This window comes from Janthinobacterium violaceinigrum, from assembly GCF_009208555.1.
In the GTDB taxonomy this organism is placed as follows: domain Bacteria; phylum Pseudomonadota; class Gammaproteobacteria; order Burkholderiales; family Burkholderiaceae_D; genus Janthinobacterium; species Janthinobacterium violaceinigrum.
Genome location: NZ_WFLI01000037.1, coordinates 33,977 through 50,397 on the forward strand (window position 1 = coordinate 33,977; position 16,421 = coordinate 50,397).

General features: G+C 63.4%; 14 protein-coding genes. 11 read left to right on the forward strand and 3 right to left on the reverse strand.

Going from position 1 to position 16,421, the window contains the following annotated elements:
- The first annotated feature begins 77 nt into the window (after positions 1–77).
- The 5 genes from GCN75_RS23590 to GCN75_RS23610 all read left to right on the forward strand — a co-directional run bounded on the left by GCN75_RS23590 (position 78) and on the right by GCN75_RS23610 (position 5,547).
- Positions 78–1,355, forward strand: a complete 1,278-nt coding sequence (locus GCN75_RS23590; protein WP_152284560.1) for a lipoprotein-releasing ABC transporter permease subunit — start codon at positions 78–80, stop codon at positions 1,353–1,355.
- A gap of 130 nt (positions 1,356–1,485) precedes the next feature.
- Complete coding sequence (locus GCN75_RS23595; RefSeq protein ID WP_152258453.1) at positions 1,486–2,751, forward strand: lipoprotein-releasing ABC transporter permease subunit; 1,266 nt, start codon at positions 1,486–1,488, stop codon at positions 2,749–2,751.
- Between the two features lie 16 nt (positions 2,752–2,767).
- Positions 2,768–3,493: a lipoprotein-releasing ABC transporter ATP-binding protein LolD gene (gene lolD, locus GCN75_RS23600; protein WP_152284561.1), complete on the forward strand. Its 726-nt coding sequence runs from the start codon at positions 2,768–2,770 to the stop codon at positions 3,491–3,493.
- A gap of 9 nt (positions 3,494–3,502) precedes the next feature.
- Positions 3,503–4,312 (forward strand): TatD family hydrolase, encoded by an 810-nt coding sequence (locus GCN75_RS23605; protein WP_152284562.1) that lies wholly within the window; start codon positions 3,503–3,505, stop codon positions 4,310–4,312.
- Positions 4,309–5,547 carry a PQQ-dependent sugar dehydrogenase gene (locus GCN75_RS23610; protein ID WP_152284563.1) on the forward strand — a complete coding sequence of 413 codons (1,239 nt, stop codon included), beginning with the start codon at positions 4,309–4,311 and terminating at the stop codon, positions 5,545–5,547. The genes GCN75_RS23605 and GCN75_RS23610 overlap by 4 nt, the downstream gene beginning before the upstream one ends.
- Before the next feature lie 99 nt (positions 5,548–5,646).
- On the opposite strand, the gene GCN75_RS23615 is transcribed toward GCN75_RS23610, so the two are convergent.
- Entirely contained in the window at positions 5,647–6,471 is an 825-nt protein-coding gene (locus GCN75_RS23615; protein ID WP_152284564.1) for a hypothetical protein, read from the reverse strand.
- 315 nt (positions 6,472–6,786) lie between these two features.
- Between GCN75_RS23615 and GCN75_RS23620 the strand changes: the two genes are divergently transcribed.
- Complete coding sequence (locus tag GCN75_RS23620) at positions 6,787–7,176, forward strand: Rap1a/Tai family immunity protein (protein WP_152284565.1); 390 nt, start codon at positions 6,787–6,789, stop codon at positions 7,174–7,176.
- 1 nt (position 7,177) lies between these two features.
- A complete protein-coding gene (locus GCN75_RS23625; RefSeq protein WP_226941534.1) occupies positions 7,178–7,651 on the forward strand; it encodes a T6SS effector amidase Tae4 family protein in 474 nt (157 codons plus the stop codon).
- Between the two features lie 19 nt (positions 7,652–7,670).
- On the opposite strand, the gene GCN75_RS23630 is transcribed toward GCN75_RS23625, so the two are convergent.
- Positions 7,671–9,656 (reverse strand): helicase-related protein, encoded by a 1,986-nt coding sequence (locus GCN75_RS23630; RefSeq protein WP_152284566.1) that lies wholly within the window; start codon positions 9,654–9,656, stop codon positions 7,671–7,673.
- A gap of 1,195 nt (positions 9,657–10,851) precedes the next feature.
- Positions 10,852–11,685 carry a class I SAM-dependent methyltransferase gene (locus tag GCN75_RS23635; protein WP_152284567.1) on the reverse strand — a complete coding sequence of 278 codons (834 nt, stop codon included), beginning with the start codon at positions 11,683–11,685 and terminating at the stop codon, positions 10,852–10,854.
- Positions 11,686–11,796: 111 nt separating this feature from the next.
- Here GCN75_RS23635 and GCN75_RS23640 point away from each other — a divergent pair, with 111 nt between their 5' ends.
- The 4 genes from GCN75_RS23640 to GCN75_RS23660 all read left to right on the forward strand — a co-directional run bounded on the left by GCN75_RS23640 (position 11,797) and on the right by GCN75_RS23660 (position 16,419).
- Positions 11,797–12,195 carry a barstar family protein gene (locus tag GCN75_RS23640; RefSeq protein WP_193317623.1) on the forward strand — a complete coding sequence of 133 codons (399 nt, stop codon included), beginning with the start codon at positions 11,797–11,799 and terminating at the stop codon, positions 12,193–12,195.
- Positions 12,196–12,505: 310 nt separating this feature from the next.
- Positions 12,506–12,958 carry a GNAT family N-acetyltransferase gene (locus tag GCN75_RS23650; RefSeq protein ID WP_152284570.1) on the forward strand — a complete coding sequence of 151 codons (453 nt, stop codon included), beginning with the start codon at positions 12,506–12,508 and terminating at the stop codon, positions 12,956–12,958.
- Between the two features lie 446 nt (positions 12,959–13,404).
- On the forward strand, positions 13,405–15,852 hold the full coding sequence (locus GCN75_RS23655) for a DNA internalization-related competence protein ComEC/Rec2 (RefSeq protein WP_152284591.1): 2,448 nt from the start codon (positions 13,405–13,407) through the stop codon (positions 15,850–15,852).
- Between the two features lie 45 nt (positions 15,853–15,897).
- Positions 15,898–16,419: a GNAT family N-acetyltransferase gene (locus GCN75_RS23660; protein WP_152284571.1), complete on the forward strand. Its 522-nt coding sequence runs from the start codon at positions 15,898–15,900 to the stop codon at positions 16,417–16,419.
- Positions 16,420–16,421 lie beyond the last annotated feature (2 nt).

Below are 16,421 nucleotides of genomic sequence, written 5' to 3' on the forward strand. Positions count from 1 at the left end.
GGTGATGTGTTTCACGCATGAAATGCCATTTGTGTGGCACACTGCGCGCTCGCATATCATCGTTGTCGCGGGAGCGCATGAGCATCATCAAACAATTTCCTTTCGAGTGGCAAGTCGGCGTGCGCTATACGCGCGCCGGGAAGCGCAGTGGCCGCAACAGCTTCATCTCCTTCATTTCCCTCATTTCCGTGGGCGGCATCGGCCTGGGCGTGGCCGCCCTGATCGTCGTCCTCTCCGTCATGAACGGCTTCCAGAAGGAAGTCACCGACCGGTTGATGTCGGTGCTGGCCCACGTCGAAGTGTTCGACACCAGCGGCTCCATGGCCAACTGGCAGGCGCAGGAACGGGCCGCCTACGCCAATCCGCAAGTGAAGGCCGTGTCGCCGTTCGTGGAAACCCAGGGCATGCTGCTCAACGACGAAACCATGCGCCCGTCCGTCGTGCGCGGCGTGCTGCCGCAGCAGGAAGCCACCGTCTCCAGCGTGGCCAGCCAGATGAAGCAGGGCAGTTTCAAGGATCTCACGCCCGGCTCGTACAACATCGTGCTGGGCATCGACCTGGCCAAGGCGCTCGACGTGAAAGTGGGCCAGAACGTGACCCTGATGCTGGAACGCGAGCCGAAGGCGGGCGACCCGGCCAATGGCATCGTCATGCCGCGCATGCGCGCGCTCAAGGTGGCGGGCATCTTCGAGGCCGGCCACAATGAACTCGATGGCAGCCTGGCCTTCGTCAACATGCAGGACGCCGAGCAGCTGCTGCAGCTCGACGGCCCGTCAGGCCTGCGTTTGCGCCTGCACGACATGAACAAGGCGCCGCAGGTGGCGCGCGAACTGAAGGCGTCGATGCCGGGCCAGCTGTGGATGCGCGACTGGTCGCGCGCCAGTGCCAGCTGGTATGCGCTGGTGCAAAGCCAGAAGAACATGATGTTCATCATCCTCAGCATGATCATCGCCGTGGCTGCGTTCAACCTCGTTTCGACCCTCGTGATGTCGGTCACGGACAAGCAGGCCGATATCGCGATCCTGCGCACCCTGGGCGCCTCGCCGTTCTCCATCATGAAGATTTTCATGATCCAGGGCGCGCTCGTGGGCTTGCTGGGGAGTGCCCTGGGCGTGGTCGGCGGCGTGCTGCTGGCGCTGAACGTGGGCGTCATCGTGCCCTTCATCGAAGGCATCTTCGGCCTGCACTTCATTTCCAAGGAAATCTACCAGATCAGCGCCGTGCCGTCCGACGTGCATTGGCTGGACGTGGCGCAGATTGGCCTGATCGCCTTTGGCCTGGCGCTGGTGGCGACCATCTACCCGAGCTGGCGCGCCGCGCGCGTCAAGCCGGCCGAGGCGCTGCGGTATGAATAGTTGGCTTGTGTACCGGGGTCGGACCCGTCGGGTCTGACCCCAGCCTTTTGCTGCGGTATGAGTCATTGGCTGATCAACAAACTGCTGGGGTCACACCCATCGGGTCTGCCCGCTGAGAATTAATGAATTAATGAGCATGTTAAAAAATATTCCCTACGAATGGCTGGTCGGCTTGCGCTACACGCGGGCCGGCAAGCGCAGTGGCCGCAACAGTTTTATCTCCTTCATTTCCCTCATTTCCATGGCCGGCATCGGCCTGGGCGTGGCGGCGCTGATCGTCGTGCTGTCCGTGATGAACGGCTTCCAGAAGGAAGTGACGGACCGCATGCTGTCCGTGCTGGCCCACGTGGAAGTGTTCGACAACAGCGGCAGCATGCCGGACTGGCGCGCGGAAGCGGCGCAGGCGTTCAAGAATCCTGCCGTGAAAGGCGCCGCGCCGTTTGTGGAAACGCAGGGCATGCTGTTGCGCGACGACGCGCTGCGCCCCGCCATCGTGCGCGGCGTGCTGCCCGAGGAAGAGCCGAACGTGTCCGACGTGGCCGGCCAGACGCGCATGGGCAGCTTCAAGGCGCTGCAGCCGGGCACCTTCAATATCGTGCTGGGCATCGAGCTGGCGCGCGCGCTGCGCGTCAACCTCGGCGAAAAAGTCACGCTGATGCTGGCGCAGGGCCAGGTCACGCCGGCTGGCGTGTTGCCGCGCATGCGCAGCTTCACCGTCAGCGGCATCTTCCAGGCGGGCCACAATGAATTCGACGCGGGCCTGGCCTTCATCAATATCGAAGACGGCCAGCGTTTGCTGCGCCTCGACGGCCCGTCCGGCCTGCGCCTGCGCCTGGCCGACATGAACCAGGCGCCGCAAGTGGCGGCGGAGCTGAAAAAAACCATGCCGGGCGACCTGTGGCTGCGCGACTGGTCCAAGCTGAACGCCAACTGGTTCGCTGCCGTGCAGACGGAAAAGCGCATGATGTTCATCATCCTGACCCTGATCATCGCCGTGGCCGCCTTCAACCTCGTCTCCACCCTGGTGATGACGGTGACGGACAAGCAGGCCGATATCGCGATTTTGCGCACCCTGGGCGCATCGCCCCGTTCCATCATGAAGATCTTCATGATCCAGGGCGCGCTGGTGGGCATCCTGGGCACCATCCTGGGCGTGGGCGGCGGCGTGCTGGTGGCCATGAACATCGACGTCATCGTGCCTTTCATCGAGCACCTGCTGGGCGTGCAGTTCCTCTCCAAGGACATCTATTTCATCAGCACCGTGCCGTCCGATCTGCGCTGGCCCGACGTCACCAAGATCGGCGTGCTGGCCGTGATCCTCGCCTTCCTGGCGACCCTGTACCCAAGCTGGTGGGCTGCCCGCGTGAAGCCTGCGGAAGCCCTGCGCTATGAATAAACCACTGACTATGACCATGACCGATCTGAACAAACCTGCCGTCAACGGCGCTTCCGCCGATTCCGCCGTGCTTTCCTGCCGCGGCCTGGGCAAGACCTTCACGCAGGGCAGCTACAAGGTGCAGGTGCTGGCCGGCATCGACATCGACATCCACCGGGGCGAGCGGGTCGCCATCGTGGGCGCGTCCGGTTCCGGCAAGTCGACCCTGCTGCACCTGCTGGGCGGCCTCGATACGCCCACCAGCGGCAAGGTCACCCTGCTGGGCAAGGATTTCGCCACCCTCAGCGAAAAGGCGCGCGGCGACCTGCGCAACGCCTCGCTGGGTTTCGTCTACCAGTTCCACCACCTGCTGCCCGAGTTTTCCGCGCTGGACAACGTCGCCATGCCCCTGATGATACGGCGCATGAAGCGCGCGCCCGCCACCGAGCTGGCGCAGCAGATCCTCACGCGCGTGAACCTGGCCAAGCGCGTCACGCACACGCCGGGCGAATTGTCGGGCGGCGAGCGCCAGCGCGTGGCGCTGGCCCGCGCCCTCGTCACGCAGCCGGCCTGCGTGCTGGCCGATGAACCGACGGGCAACCTCGATCACGCCACGGCCGAACAGATTTTCGACCTGATGCTGGAATTGTCGCGCACCCTGGGCACGGCCTTCGTCATCGTCACGCACGATATCGAACTGGCCAAGCGCTGCGACCGCGTGCTGCGCCTGACGGATGAAGGGCTGCAGCCGTACCAATACTAAGGAGCCGCCATGCAGTGGATCGACACGCATTGCCACCTGGACGCGCATGAATTCGGCAGCGAATCGCTGCAGGTGGCGGCGCGCGCGCAGCAGCAGGGCGTGGAGATGATCGTCATGCCCGCCGTCGAACGGGCCAATTTCGCCATCGTGCGCGAGCTGGCGGCAGCGGCGCCCAACGCCTGCTATGCGCTGGGCATCCACCCGATCTACGTGCCGCACGCCACCGACGACGACTTGACCGCCCTGCGCGGCGCCGTGGAACTGGCCATGAACGACCCGCGCTTTGTCGCCATCGGCGAGATCGGCCTCGATTTCTTCATTCCCATGCTGTGCGAGCCGGCCATGCGCGCCAAGCAGGAGCATTTTTTGCGCGAGCAGCTGAGAATCGCCCGCGACTTCGACCTGCCCGTGCTGACCCACGTGCGCCGCTCGCAGGACATCGTTCTCAAGCACGCGCGCCAGATCCGCCCGAACGGCGGCATCGCGCATGCGTTCAACGGCAGCTTTCAGCAGGCGCAGGGTTATATCGACCTCGGTTTCAAGCTCGGTTTCGGCGGCGCCATGACGTTTACGCGCGCCTTGCAGATACGCCGCATGGCCACGGACCTGCCTTTGGAGTCCATCGTGCTGGAGACGGATGCGCCCGACATCTCCCCCAGCTGGATACACCCGGGCCGCAACAGCCCCGAAGAATTACCGCGCATCGGCGCCGTGCTTGCCGAGCTGCGCGGCCTCGACATCGCGCAGGTGGCCGCTGTTACCAGCGCCAATGCGCGCGCCGTGATGCCCCGACTACCCTTGATGGAGAGACCAGAATGAACAAGAAGATCATCGCCGGCGCACTGGCGGCCTGTTTGGGCGGCGCATTTGCGCCGGCCCTGGCGGCGCCGGGCGCCCAGTGCGACGGCATGCCGCGCCTCGACGTCGCCACGCCGGCCGGCTTTTGCGTGGCCGTGCTGGCCGATGGCCTGAAATTCCCCCGCGGCGTGCTGCCGCTGACGAATGGCGACATCGTCGTCACGGACATGACGGGATGGGCGCCGAAGCAGGGCAAGCTGTGGCTGCTGCAGCCCAAGGCGGCCGGTGGCGGCTATGAGCGCAAGCTGCTGCTCGACAAGCTCGACCGCCCGAACGGCATCGTGCAGGGACCGGACGGCATGGTCTATGTGGGCGAGGTGGGGCGCATCTTCCGTTTCGACTTGCGCGATCCGGCCCGCGCCATCACCGACGTGATCGGCGGCACGGCGAAGACACCGCGCCTGCCTGGCCTGGGCTTGCACCTGCTGACGAACATGCGCTTCAGCCCCAAGGGCGACCTGTACGTGAACGTGGGTTCCAGCACCGACCATTGCGAGAACGATGGCAAGGCGCCCGATCCGACCAAGGCTTGCGCTTCGGCGGAAGGCCCGGAAGCGCTGGGCGCCATCCGCGAATACACGATGGCCTGGCCGGCCGGCACGGTGACGAGCTGGCGCACGCATGCGCGCGGCTTGCGCAATTCGATGGCGCTGGCCTTCCACCCGGCCACGGGCGAACTGTGGCAGGCGGAAAACGCGCGCGACGCCATCCAGGCCGCCATGCCGCAGCTGAAAAGCGACGAAAACCTGCCGCATGAAGAGCTGAACCTGATCAAGGCCGACCGCCACTACGGCTGGCCGTACTGCTACGACGACAACGTCGCCAGCCCCGAATATCCGAAGACGGCGTGCTCGGCCCAATATGCGGCGCCCCAGCGCCTGCTGCCGGGCCACGCCGCGCCGCTGGGCATGACGTTTTATACGGCCAGCCGCTTCCCGGAACTGTACAAGAACAGCCTGATCATCGGCTACCACGGCTACCGCAGCAACGGCCACCGCCTGGTGGCGCTGCTGCCCGACAAGGCCGGCGCGCCGCTGGGCAAGTCCGTCGAGCTGATCGGCAACTGGGAGCGCAAGGGCAAGCAGGGCCGGGGTGCGCCCGTGGACGTGAAGCAGGGTCAGGATGGCGATATCTACATGGCCGACGACCACAATGGCCTGGTGCTCAAGCTGCATTACGCGGGCGCCAAGCCGTAAGGGGGCGGCGGTTTGGCGCCGCATGACCGATGGCGCTGTGTTTGCCCGTGCGTTCAAATTTTACCCTGCGGCCCGGATGTTAATGCATGCGATGCCACGTCATTTCGAGGCGCTAATACTAGGCGCCCTGGGCCGCTCTTCCATGACGGATTGAAGATAAAGCATCGTCACCTCCTTGCGTTTTTTCAGGCGCGATTCCATTTTTCGCAGCGCCGGCGCTTGCGACAGGCGCTCTGTTTTTCTTCTTGTTAAGTCCAGAATCACCCTGAGAAAAAATCGCTTGATGATGTGCAACCTGTGCAGTTTTTCGGCTTCGATATCATTGCGCACGATGCTCTTTGCCGCATCGATAGCCTTGTCCAGGTTCGAGAGTGCCTGGACACACCTGGCCAGCACCCCGAGGATTTCCTGGTCGTCCGCCCGCAATGCGAGCTGAAGCATATTCTGGAAGTGGTCGAACAGCGCGATGACTGCCGTTCTGAGCTTGCGCAGCGCGTCATTTCTTGCTGCTATCTCGATTTCATAGCCGGTTTTCCAGGCATCCAGTTCGGCCTTCTGTTGTTGTAGTTGTTGAGCGTACAAATGGTTTAGTTTGTTCTGCGCTTCGAGCAGAACCTGCTTTTCCTTTTCAAAATCATGTCGTTCATCCTGCAGTTTCTCTGCATGCGCCAGTTCAGTATGCTTCAGTTGCTTTGCATGTGCCAGTTCAGTGTCGTGCAGTTTCTCTGCATGCGTCAGTTCAACATCCTGCAGTTTCGTTGCATGCGCCAGTTCAGTACCCTGTAGTTGCAATGAAAATTGTTGCCGCTGCTTTTCAAATCGTTTTTCCTTTTTCCAAACAAGAAACAAGGTTATCAGGCTGCCAATTAGCGCAATTATCGCGGCAGCGACGGCGGAAAAGTTCTTGATGTCCTCGACGGTCATGGTGGTCATCCTGGCAATAAATGAGACCGCTAAGCTGCGCAGCAAGGTGTGCTCAGAGAAATGCAGTGCCGCCGGCGGCGTCTCTCGCATCGGGCGTATGGTCAGGATAGGCCGTCGCTGACGGCGGCGGTAGTGCACAAGCAGCGCATGTTTGTTCCAGCTCAGTCATTGTCGTCATCGGGGCTGCCGCCTCCAGGCGCGCCCATCAATTGCGATTGGCCGGCTTTCCTCGCGTCCGTGCTTGACCTCGCTCAGTGCGGGGCTGCCGCATGCTCCTACAATCGGCCAGACGTTCCCCACTGACCCGGGTTGGCCATGCATTTACCCTTGCTTGTCGTTGCGCTGTGCCTGTGCCTGCCGAGCGCGCGTGCGCAGGGCGGCATCTACGCACCGGCGCCACGCCTGAGCGCCGACCAGCTGATCGCGGCTTACCAGGAGAGGCCGCCGGCGGGGGAGGCGCCGGATCCCGCTTTCCTGCTCGGCCAGCGTTATGCGAAAGGCTATCTGGCCGGCGTGGCCGATGCGGCGCAGGGCAGGCAATGGTGCGACACGGGCCGCTGGAAAACGGTGGAAATCGATGCGCTGGTTGTCGCCGGGCTGAAACGGCTGCCGGCCCCCGTCCGGCAGGGCGACGCGGCGGCCCTGATCGTGGCCATCCTGGCGCGGCGTTTTCCCTGTTCCACTCCACCATCAACGGGAGGCTGACGTGAAACCTGCATTCATCAAGCTGCGTGAAAATTATTCGAGCGTGGCGGCCGTCGACCAGGCCACCCTGTTCGGCGAAATCGGCTGGGAAGACCTGATCGGCAAGGACAGCTTTGCCAATACCTGCGCCATCCGCGTCAGCCTGGCGCTGATCAAGGCGGGCATCGAGCTGAAAGGCCGCATGGCCATCCGCAAGGGGCCGTTCAAGGGCGCGCTGATCGAGCCGGGGCAGGCCAAGCTGGCGCACATGCTGGCCAGTCCCTCGATGCTGGGCGCGCCCGAAAAATTCAGCCGCGATGCGGCCATCGCCGGCATCGGTCAGCGCAAGGGCCTGGTCGCCTTTTTCCGCATTCCCGGCTACCTGGGCGGCGCGGGCGGGCATATCGACATCCTGCTGCCATCGATCGGCGTGAAGGTTTGCGGCAGCGAATGCTACTGGACCTGCGCCGAAGTGTGGTTCTGGGAACTGCGCTAACGCTTGTTTGAGCTAGGGTCTATTTGAACTTCTTCGAGCGTCCGCGCGACGCCGCATTGTGCGCGCGTAGGATGGAATCGACGCGTTCCGAGGCATCGCGCGACAGGTTTTGCGCCACGGCGATATCGGGGAAGAATTCGGGCAGGCGGTAGCTGAGCCACGCATACGCGGAGTAGTAGCGGCAAGTGTCTTCCACCTGCTGCAGATTTTGCGTACCGCCGCCATACGCGTGCTGGCGCAAGGTGGACGTCTTGCCCTGCGACAGATTCTTCGCCCAGTGTTCCCACGCCGTTTGCAGGGACGGCACCTTGCTGGAAATCGGCACCAGCGACAGGGTGAACTTGTCGGCCACGGACAGGGGCAGGGTGTCGAGCCAGACGGCGCGCTCCTTCTGGTCTTCCGTGATGCGGGGGAAGAAAAAGCCGTCCGGCACGTCGATATTGTGGATGAAGCGGCGCAGCAGTTTCGACAGCGAGAGCTCGCCCGTCACCGACGAAATGCGGTGCAGATGTTCGAGCGAGGGCGCCACGGCAAAGCCGCTGGTGTTCAGCGGATGCAGTTTTTCCTTCAGCAGCGCGCGCATCACTTCATGCGTTTCGTTGTCGTAGCCGGCCACGAGGCCCTCTTCATGCACGCCGTAGCGGCCCGCGCGCCCTGCGATCTGGCGCGCCAGCGCGGCCGAAATCTCTTCCTCCTCGCGGCCATTGTATTTGACACAGGTGGTCATGACGATGCGCGCGATCGGCATGTTCAGGCCCATCGCCAGCGCGTCCGTGCCGACGACGATATCGGCCGTACCGTCGCGGAAGCGCTGCGCCTGCGCGCGCCGCACTTCGGGCGACAGGTTGCCGTACACGGTGGCCACGGACAGCCCCGTTTCCGTGATCATGTCGCGCCACATCAGCACTTCTCGGCGCGAAAAGGCGATGACGGCGTCCCCGCGGCGCAGATTGCGCACCTTGCGCACGGCCGTCGGCTCCATCGACAGGGGCGCCATGCGTTTGAGTACGTGCACTTCCAGCGGGCAGTCGAGGCGCTCGGCCAGCGCCTCGATGGCGCGCCGCGCTTCGGGCGCCCCCACCAGGTACACGGTATGGGCGGGCGCGCCGCAGACGGCCGCCGTCCACGCGGCGCCCCGGTCCGGGTCGGCCAGCATCTGGATTTCATCGATGACGGCCACTTCGACGACGGTTTTCGTGTCCAGCATTTCCACCGTGCTGGCCACGTGCGTGGCGCCGTCGACGACGCGGCGCTCCTCGCCCGTGATCAGGCTCACGGCCAGCGGTTTGCCGTGCGGCGCGGCTTCCTGCAGGCGTTCGTAGTTTTCCAGGGCCAGCAGGCGCAACGGCGCCAGATAGATGCCGCTCTTTGCTTTCACCAGCGCTTCCATGGCGCGGTGCGTCTTGCCGGAATTCGTGGGCCCCAGCAGGGCGACGAAGCGGCGCGGCAGGCGGCGCGCCATCTCGAACGAGGCGGGATATTCGGCCAGGTTGATGCTCTGGCGCGTGCGCGCCGCATGCTGCTCTTCCTGCTGGCGCTCGATGGCGTGATTGAAGCGCTGGCGGATGCGGTCGAACACCATGCCGGCCGGCTCCGAGGTCTGCATGTCGGCCAGCGTATGCAGGAAGACCATCGGGTCCGTGTCCACGTCTTCGCTCAGGCCCGCGATATCGGCGACGAAATCCATCACGTGCTGGCGCAGCTCCTCGAAGACGGCCGCGCTGGCCCGGTCGCGCACGAGGGCCAGCTTGGTTTCGCGGTCCATCTTGCGCCACTTGGCCGGCCGCGCCAGTACGCCCTGGCTTGGTACCAGCGCATACGGCACCACCAGATGGCCCGCCTTGACCACGCCGGAAAAGCGCACGAAGACCCGGCCTTCCATCTTGACCAGGCGGATATGCTCGGCCAGTTCCCCCAGTTCCGCGACCAGGGTGGCGTCGTTATTGTCTTCGGTGCTGTCGGAAATGTCGGTGGAAGTATCGGGAGGAAGTGCGGAGGAAGTCATGTCGTGCCTGGGCGTCGAAGTAAGCGAGGCCGATTATACCGTGCGCAGGGGAAAGATTTTTCCCGGGCGCGGTGTGGCTGCCGCAGGAGCGCTGATCGTTGGACGGAAGATTCCCTGCGCCGGATGAGCACCTGGCAAGTAGTGAGGCAGCGCATCCATTCTGGCGAATGACGTTGCTGGAGCGTGGAATGGACAGGCGATATCCGGTGCCTTGCGCTGATCGATTTATCCTGCCGAATTTTTATTCGACTGGAAATTTGATAAATATATTTTTATTAATTGTGTTCGATTTGTTGAATTTAATTGTGAAATTTTAATTGCCGTGGCGTCGATGGTAACAAAGAGTATGTTTTTATTGATGCTCGCCGTGATGATATTCGCATCGCGTGCAGATTTTTCTGGATGCAAGGTTGCACGTGTTCTTTTGCGCGCGTCCGGGAATGAATGATTGTCGCCGCGATCCTGTTGCGCCAGCAGCAGCCTGCATGGCTGAACGCGCCTTGCCACGCCGTCGATTTAAAATGAAGCAAGGTGGGACAGTTTCCGTATTGCGCCTGCAGTTTTCATTGCATGAGGAATTATCCGATGGCGGGAAATGAATTGAATTGTCTTGACAATTAATAATGGCGAGCTGATCATGGCTTCAGATTTTTGCGAGGAAATTCTGGCACGGTTTCAACATATCTGAAATTGAAGGTGAGGTACCACATTATTCTGGCTATCGGCTGGGGCGTGCTGCGTTTATATGTGCAGATATGTACGGATTTGATGTGGCTGTGCTTCAGGATGCGCTGGCGGCCGCATGACTTTTTACTTCGCGCTGGCGCATAGCCAGCGTGCGATGACACCCGACATACCTGAGTATGTGATCCTGCGCCAGAGGATGGCGCGCGCAGGAATTTATCAGCCATCCGACTTTGGGAGAACACCATGAATAAAAAGCTCGCTGCATTTCTTTTTGCGTCAGGCCTCGGTTTGGCGGTGACTGCGACGCCAGCCTTGGCAAGCTGCTATAGCGCCTGCGCTGCCGAATGGCGGGCGTGCGTTGCTGGCGGTACCGCTCAAGCAGAGTGCAACGCCGAGCGGTCCGCCTGCCAGCAAACCTGCAACTGACAGGAGGAGTACAGCGCGCTGCGGCAGCCACTATCGTAGCTGCTTGCCGCTGACGCCAGCAAGCCATGGCGTCGATGGCAGTTCAGGCTGCCCGTGCGCGCACGGCGCGCAACCCCCAGCCGGTGGCGATCAATCCGTCACCGGCGTGCAGCGGCGCCACGGCGTCCATGAACGCGCCGCGCAGGCGCTGCCTGGCGCCGTCGTCCAGGCGGTCGATATCGTAGGTGTCGCGCAGGGCTGCCCACAGTTCGCCCGGCGTGGTTGTCCACGGTACGTCGATGTCGTCGAATTCAACCTCCGTGAAACCGGCATCGAGCAGCTCGCGCCAGCCGGCTTCCGACCCCGTGCGCCGGTCGCCGAAGCGTAGCGGCGGCAGCGCGTCGCTGGCGATGGGCTTGAACACGCGCATGAAAACATCGTTGACTTCGCCCAGTAAGAAAGTCCTGCCGACGATGGCCGCGAACTGGCCGCCGGGACGCAGTACGCGGCGCATTTCCCGCACCACTTGTTCGATGTCGTCCATCAGCATCAGCGCCATGTGCGAGACAAGATAATCGATGCTGGCCGATGGCAGGTCCAGCGCCTGACCGCGGCCCGGCAGCAGCCGCACGGAGGCGGGCAGGGCGGCGCGCGCGGCGGCCAGTTCGGCCTCGCTCATGTCGACGCCGACCAGATGCAGCTGCGCCTGTCGCCGGGCCGCCAGCAAACCCAGCAGGTGGCCATCGCCGCAGGCCAGGTCGAGCACGGTCAACGGCGTATCCACGGCCGGCACCAGGCTGGTCAGCGCGGCATAGGAAGAGGCGTAGGTGCCGCGGGCGGAGCGCGCGGGCAAGTGCGCAAACGCGGCGCTGGTCACGCCGACTTGCCTTTGATGAAAGTCTTGCAGGTACTTTTCGGCAGTTGAAGGCGTGTTCATGCGAGGTCCGATAGAGGGCGCCCCAGGGCGCGGACGGGCATGCTAGCATGGCAGGCTTGCAATATCCGCGCCGTGCCTTCGCCCGGCGGACGTCATGACAGGAGGGTAGACATGTTGGGCAGCCCGGGGTTTTTCGCTGTAGATGAGCTCACTGCGGCGAAAATCATGCTCGATGCGCAAAGCGATGGCAAGCGTGTCTTTTGTTTTCCCGGGCATATTTCATCCAAAGCCCAGTTCTTTGATGGCGTACGCGCCACGTTTCCACTCGATCCCCCATTGCATGGATATCACAGCTGGGACGCGCTGGCCGACTCCCTGTGGTCCGGACTGGAGGGATTGCAGGAAGAGGATATCGTGATCGTATGGCGCGGCTCCAGGCACATGCAGATGCAGGCCGAGGAGGATTTCGCCATTGCCCTTGATATTTTGCATGATTTGCCTGGCGCGCTGGCCGACGTCGCGTTGACGGTGAATCAGCCCAAGAAATTGCTGGTGTTGCAGGTGGTGTGATTGACAGCTGCATGCAGCGTCGGCGATGTCTCCGCCTTCCGTACGCTCTGTGGCGCGATCATGTACGACAGCGGGCAACTCGATGCCGAAGTGTTAAAGATCTCCGGAGGCAATGGGCCGTCAAACAGCCGCTTGCCTTCAAGTTGCTAGACGTTTGCGGCTCCATGCCGACGCCGTTCTACGGTTCATAACCGAGCATGTCGTCCTGTTCACGAACAACCTTGTGGAGCGCACCGTGCGCATGCCCAAAGTGTAGCTGAAAATGAACGTTCAAAATGGTGGTTTCTACCGACTCATCGGACTTTGATATATGAACATTATCTTCTCTTTGGAAGCACCAGCTGCCCAATCGTTCAAGAACCTTTACGACACTACGAATTGGGGCCCTCTTGAACGCGATGTTGGCTTTTATGCCGACGCGCTACGCGGTTCGTGGGCTTCGGTTTCGGCCTATGATGACGATAGGCTGGTAGCATTTGCCCGCGCAATTTCAGATGGGAAGCTGCATGCATTCATTACAGAAATGATCGTGGACCCTGAATACCAGCGGCGCAGTCTGGGCGAACAGCTACTGAAGCTGCTTGTTGACCGGTGCCATTTTTTGGGAGTAAATGACATCCAGCTTTTTTGTGCGGAGGGAAAAGCGGACTTCTATCTGAAAAATGGATTCTCCAGGCGCCCGGATGATGCACCTGGCATGCAGTACAGCGGTGCGCTGACGACAGCCCCAGGCCTATGGACGCCTGCCGGCGCCGCGGAATAGCCGCCAACGATCAATCGTTTGGTCTGGGCGAAGGAAACACCGTTTGATTGTTGTCCCGGTTGTGGCGTGGAGCCTGGCTATCAGGATGGCCTGCGTTCGGCTGCCAGGAAATTTCAATAAGAGCGGGGGCAATCCGGAATCCGTTGGGAAAATAGCGCGTTGATGCCAGTTAACTGGACGCTGGGAGAACAGCTGAAGAATATTCCAGCCGACTACCTTTGACGTCATGTTCCGTTTTCGCAAGAGTCGCACGGATGGCCACCGTTCGCTGGCAAGCCAGAACGATGCGTGCTCGTGCTACCTGCCGCGACGAGTGCTGACATTTAAATAGCCCGCTCATTAGCCCGTTGCGCTGGATCAGATGGAGGGCAGAAAAGCCGCCCGGCCTCCCGCGCTGGCTCTATAGTGTGATGCTTATCTTCGCACCTGGCGACCATCCCGCTCCCATGCGCACCCTGATACTCGGCTTTGCCGCTGGCGCCGCCTGGCTGCAGACGCGGGCCACTTTGCCGCCGCACGCAGGCGCGGCGCTGGCGGCCATCGCTGGCATGTCGCTGCTGACGGCACTGCTGCTGCGCCGTCATGCGCCCTGGCGTTTTGGCTGGCATTCCGGCTGGCGTTCCATTGCTGCGCTTGCCGCTGGCGTGGGACTGGGCTTTTATTGGGCTGCCTGGCTGGCCCAGGCCGCCCTGGCGCCGCAGCTGGCGCTGGCCGATGAGGGGCAGGACGTCACCGTCACCGGCACGGTGGCCAGCCTGCCGTACCGCTTCGAGCAGGGCGTGCGCTTCAATTTTGCCGTGGAAGACGCCGTTGGCGCGCAGGTGCCGCCCCTGATTGCCCTGTCCTGGTATGCGGGCTTTCGCGATGAAGTGACGAACGAGGTGGGCGACGTGCAGCCGGGCGAGCGCTGGCGCCTCACGGTGCGGCTGCAGCGCCCGCACGGCAACGCGAACCCCATGGGCTTCGACTACGAGGCGTGGCTGCTGGAGCAGGGCGTGCGCGCCACGGGCTATGTGCGGCCGCAGCCGCGCGCGGACACGCCGAACGTGCGCCTGGCGGCCTTCGTGCCAGCCTTCGGCAATGTGGTGGAAGCGAGCCGCGCGGCCTTGCGCGCAGGCATCTTGCGCAGCCTGGACGGCAAACAGTATGCGGGCGTGATCGTGGCGCTGGTGGTGGGCGATCAGCGCGCCATCCCCCAGTCGGATTGGCAGGTGTTTAACCGCACGGGTGTCAGCCACTTGATTTCCATTTCCGGCCTGCATATCACGATGATCGCGGGCCTGTTCGCACTGGGCGCCGGCGCGCTGTGGCGGCGCTCGTTTTTTTCGGAGCGGCAACTGCCCTTGCTGTTGCCCGCGCAAAAGGTGGCGGCGCTGGCCGGCGCGCTGGCCGCGTTCCTGTATGTGCTGCTGGCCGGCTTCGGCGTGCCGGCGCAGCGTACCTTGTATATGTTGCTGGTGGTGGCGCTGGCCTTGTGGCTGGGACGCATCACCAGCATAGGCCACGTGCTGTGCCTGGCGCTGGGCGTGGTCGTGCTGCTCGACCCGTGGGCCGTGCTGTGGCCCGGTTTCTGGCTGTCGTTCGGCGCCGTCGCCACCATGCTGTACGCGACGGCGGGCCGCACCACGGCGCCGTTGCCGGAGAGCGCCAGCCGTTGGCGGCGCCTGCGCGCCACCGTGGCGCTGGGCGCGCACACGCAGTATGTGGTGACGGTGGGGCTGGTACCGTTGACGATGCTGCTGTTTTCGCAAGTCTCGCTGGTGTCTCCCGTCGCCAATGCGCTGGCCATTCCCGTCATCAGCCTGGTCGTCACGCCCCTGTCGCTGGCGGGCAGCCTGCTGCCCGCACCCCTGTGCGACTGGCTGTTGCTGCTGGCACACGCCATCGTGCAGATGCTGGCGCAGGTGCTGGACTGGCTGGGCGCGCGCCGCTTTGCCGTATGGACGGCGCCTGCGCCGCCATGGTGGAGTTTTTGCTGGGCACTGTTCGGCACGGCATGGCTGCTGGCGCCGCGGGGATGGCCCCATCGCTGGGCCGGCATGCTGGGCTGGCTGCCGCTGCTGACGGCCTTGCCGTCCAGCCCGCCGCCGGGCCAGCTGTGGGTGACGGCCTTTGACGTGGGGCAGGGCATGGCCGTGCTGATAGAAACACACGAGCACCGCCTGCTGTACGACACGGGCCCCGCCTATAGCCTCGATTCCGATGGCGCCAGCAGAGTCATCGTGCCCTATCTGCGCGCGCGCGGCATCGCCAGGCTCGACGGCGTGATCATTTCCCACAGCGACCTCGATCACGCGGGCGGCGCCGTATCCCTGCTGGAAAATATCAGCGTAGGCTGGCTGGCCTCGTCCCTGTTCGACGGCCACCCGGCCGTCGAGGCCCGGCGGCAAGCCCGGCTGCCATATCTGCACTGCATGGCGGGCCAAAGCTGGACCTGGGACGGCGTGCGCTTTGCCATGCTGCACCCATTGCCCGCCAGCCACACAGACATTTCCCTGAAGCCGAACGCCCGCAGTTGCACCGTGAAAATCACGGCAGGCAAGCATGCCATCTTGCTGGCCGGCGATATCGAAGCGGCGCAGGAAGCGCAATTGCTGGCGCGCTCTGCTGACGGCGCACTGGCGGCCGACGTGCTGCTGGCGCCGCACCACGGCAGCGGCACCTCGTCGACGCCAGCGTTCCTGAATGCCGTCCATCCAGCCCTGGCGATTTTCCAGGTGGGACACCGCAACCGCTATAAACATCCGAAGGCGCAGGTGTATGCGCGTTATGGCGACATGGGCATTGCGCGGCTGCGCACGGATGTGACGGGGGCGGTGGTGCTGGCGTTCGGGGACGATATTGATGTGACGCAGTACCGGGCCAGCCGGCCGCGCTACTGGTATGGGCGCTAGCGCTTTCATGCTACGCTCCCCTGACCATCGTCCGAGGAGTCCCGATTGCGCCATTCCAACCACGCTTATCTTCTCGGCACGGCCCAGGCCGCCGACATCGCCCCCATCACGGCTTTGCTGCAAGCCAACTCCCCCTCGCAGGGCGGCAGCCTGACGGGCGAGTTTTCGCGCGACAAGGTGACGAGTATGGCGGACGGCGCATCGCCCGTCATCGTGGCGCGGCGCGTGGCGGACGGGCCCGTCGTTGGCGTGCTGTTCAGTGCGACGACGGCCTCCGCGCAAGCGCCTGTGGTGCGGGCCATGCTGGTGGCGTATGCGGGAGGAAAGCGCGCCTATGTTTACGGTCCCGTCTGCATTGCGGACTCGGAGCGGGGACAGGGCTTGCTGGCGCTGCTGTACGCGGCCATGCGTGCACAGCATGGGGGCGCGGAGGCGGTGCTGTTCATCCGGCGCGACAATATCGGCTCGCTGCGCGCGCATGAACGGCTGGGCATGCGCGAGGTGGCCGCCTTTGACTTCGATGACGCCGACTTCGCCGTGTATAGCGATGTCATCGTCGCGCAATAGGC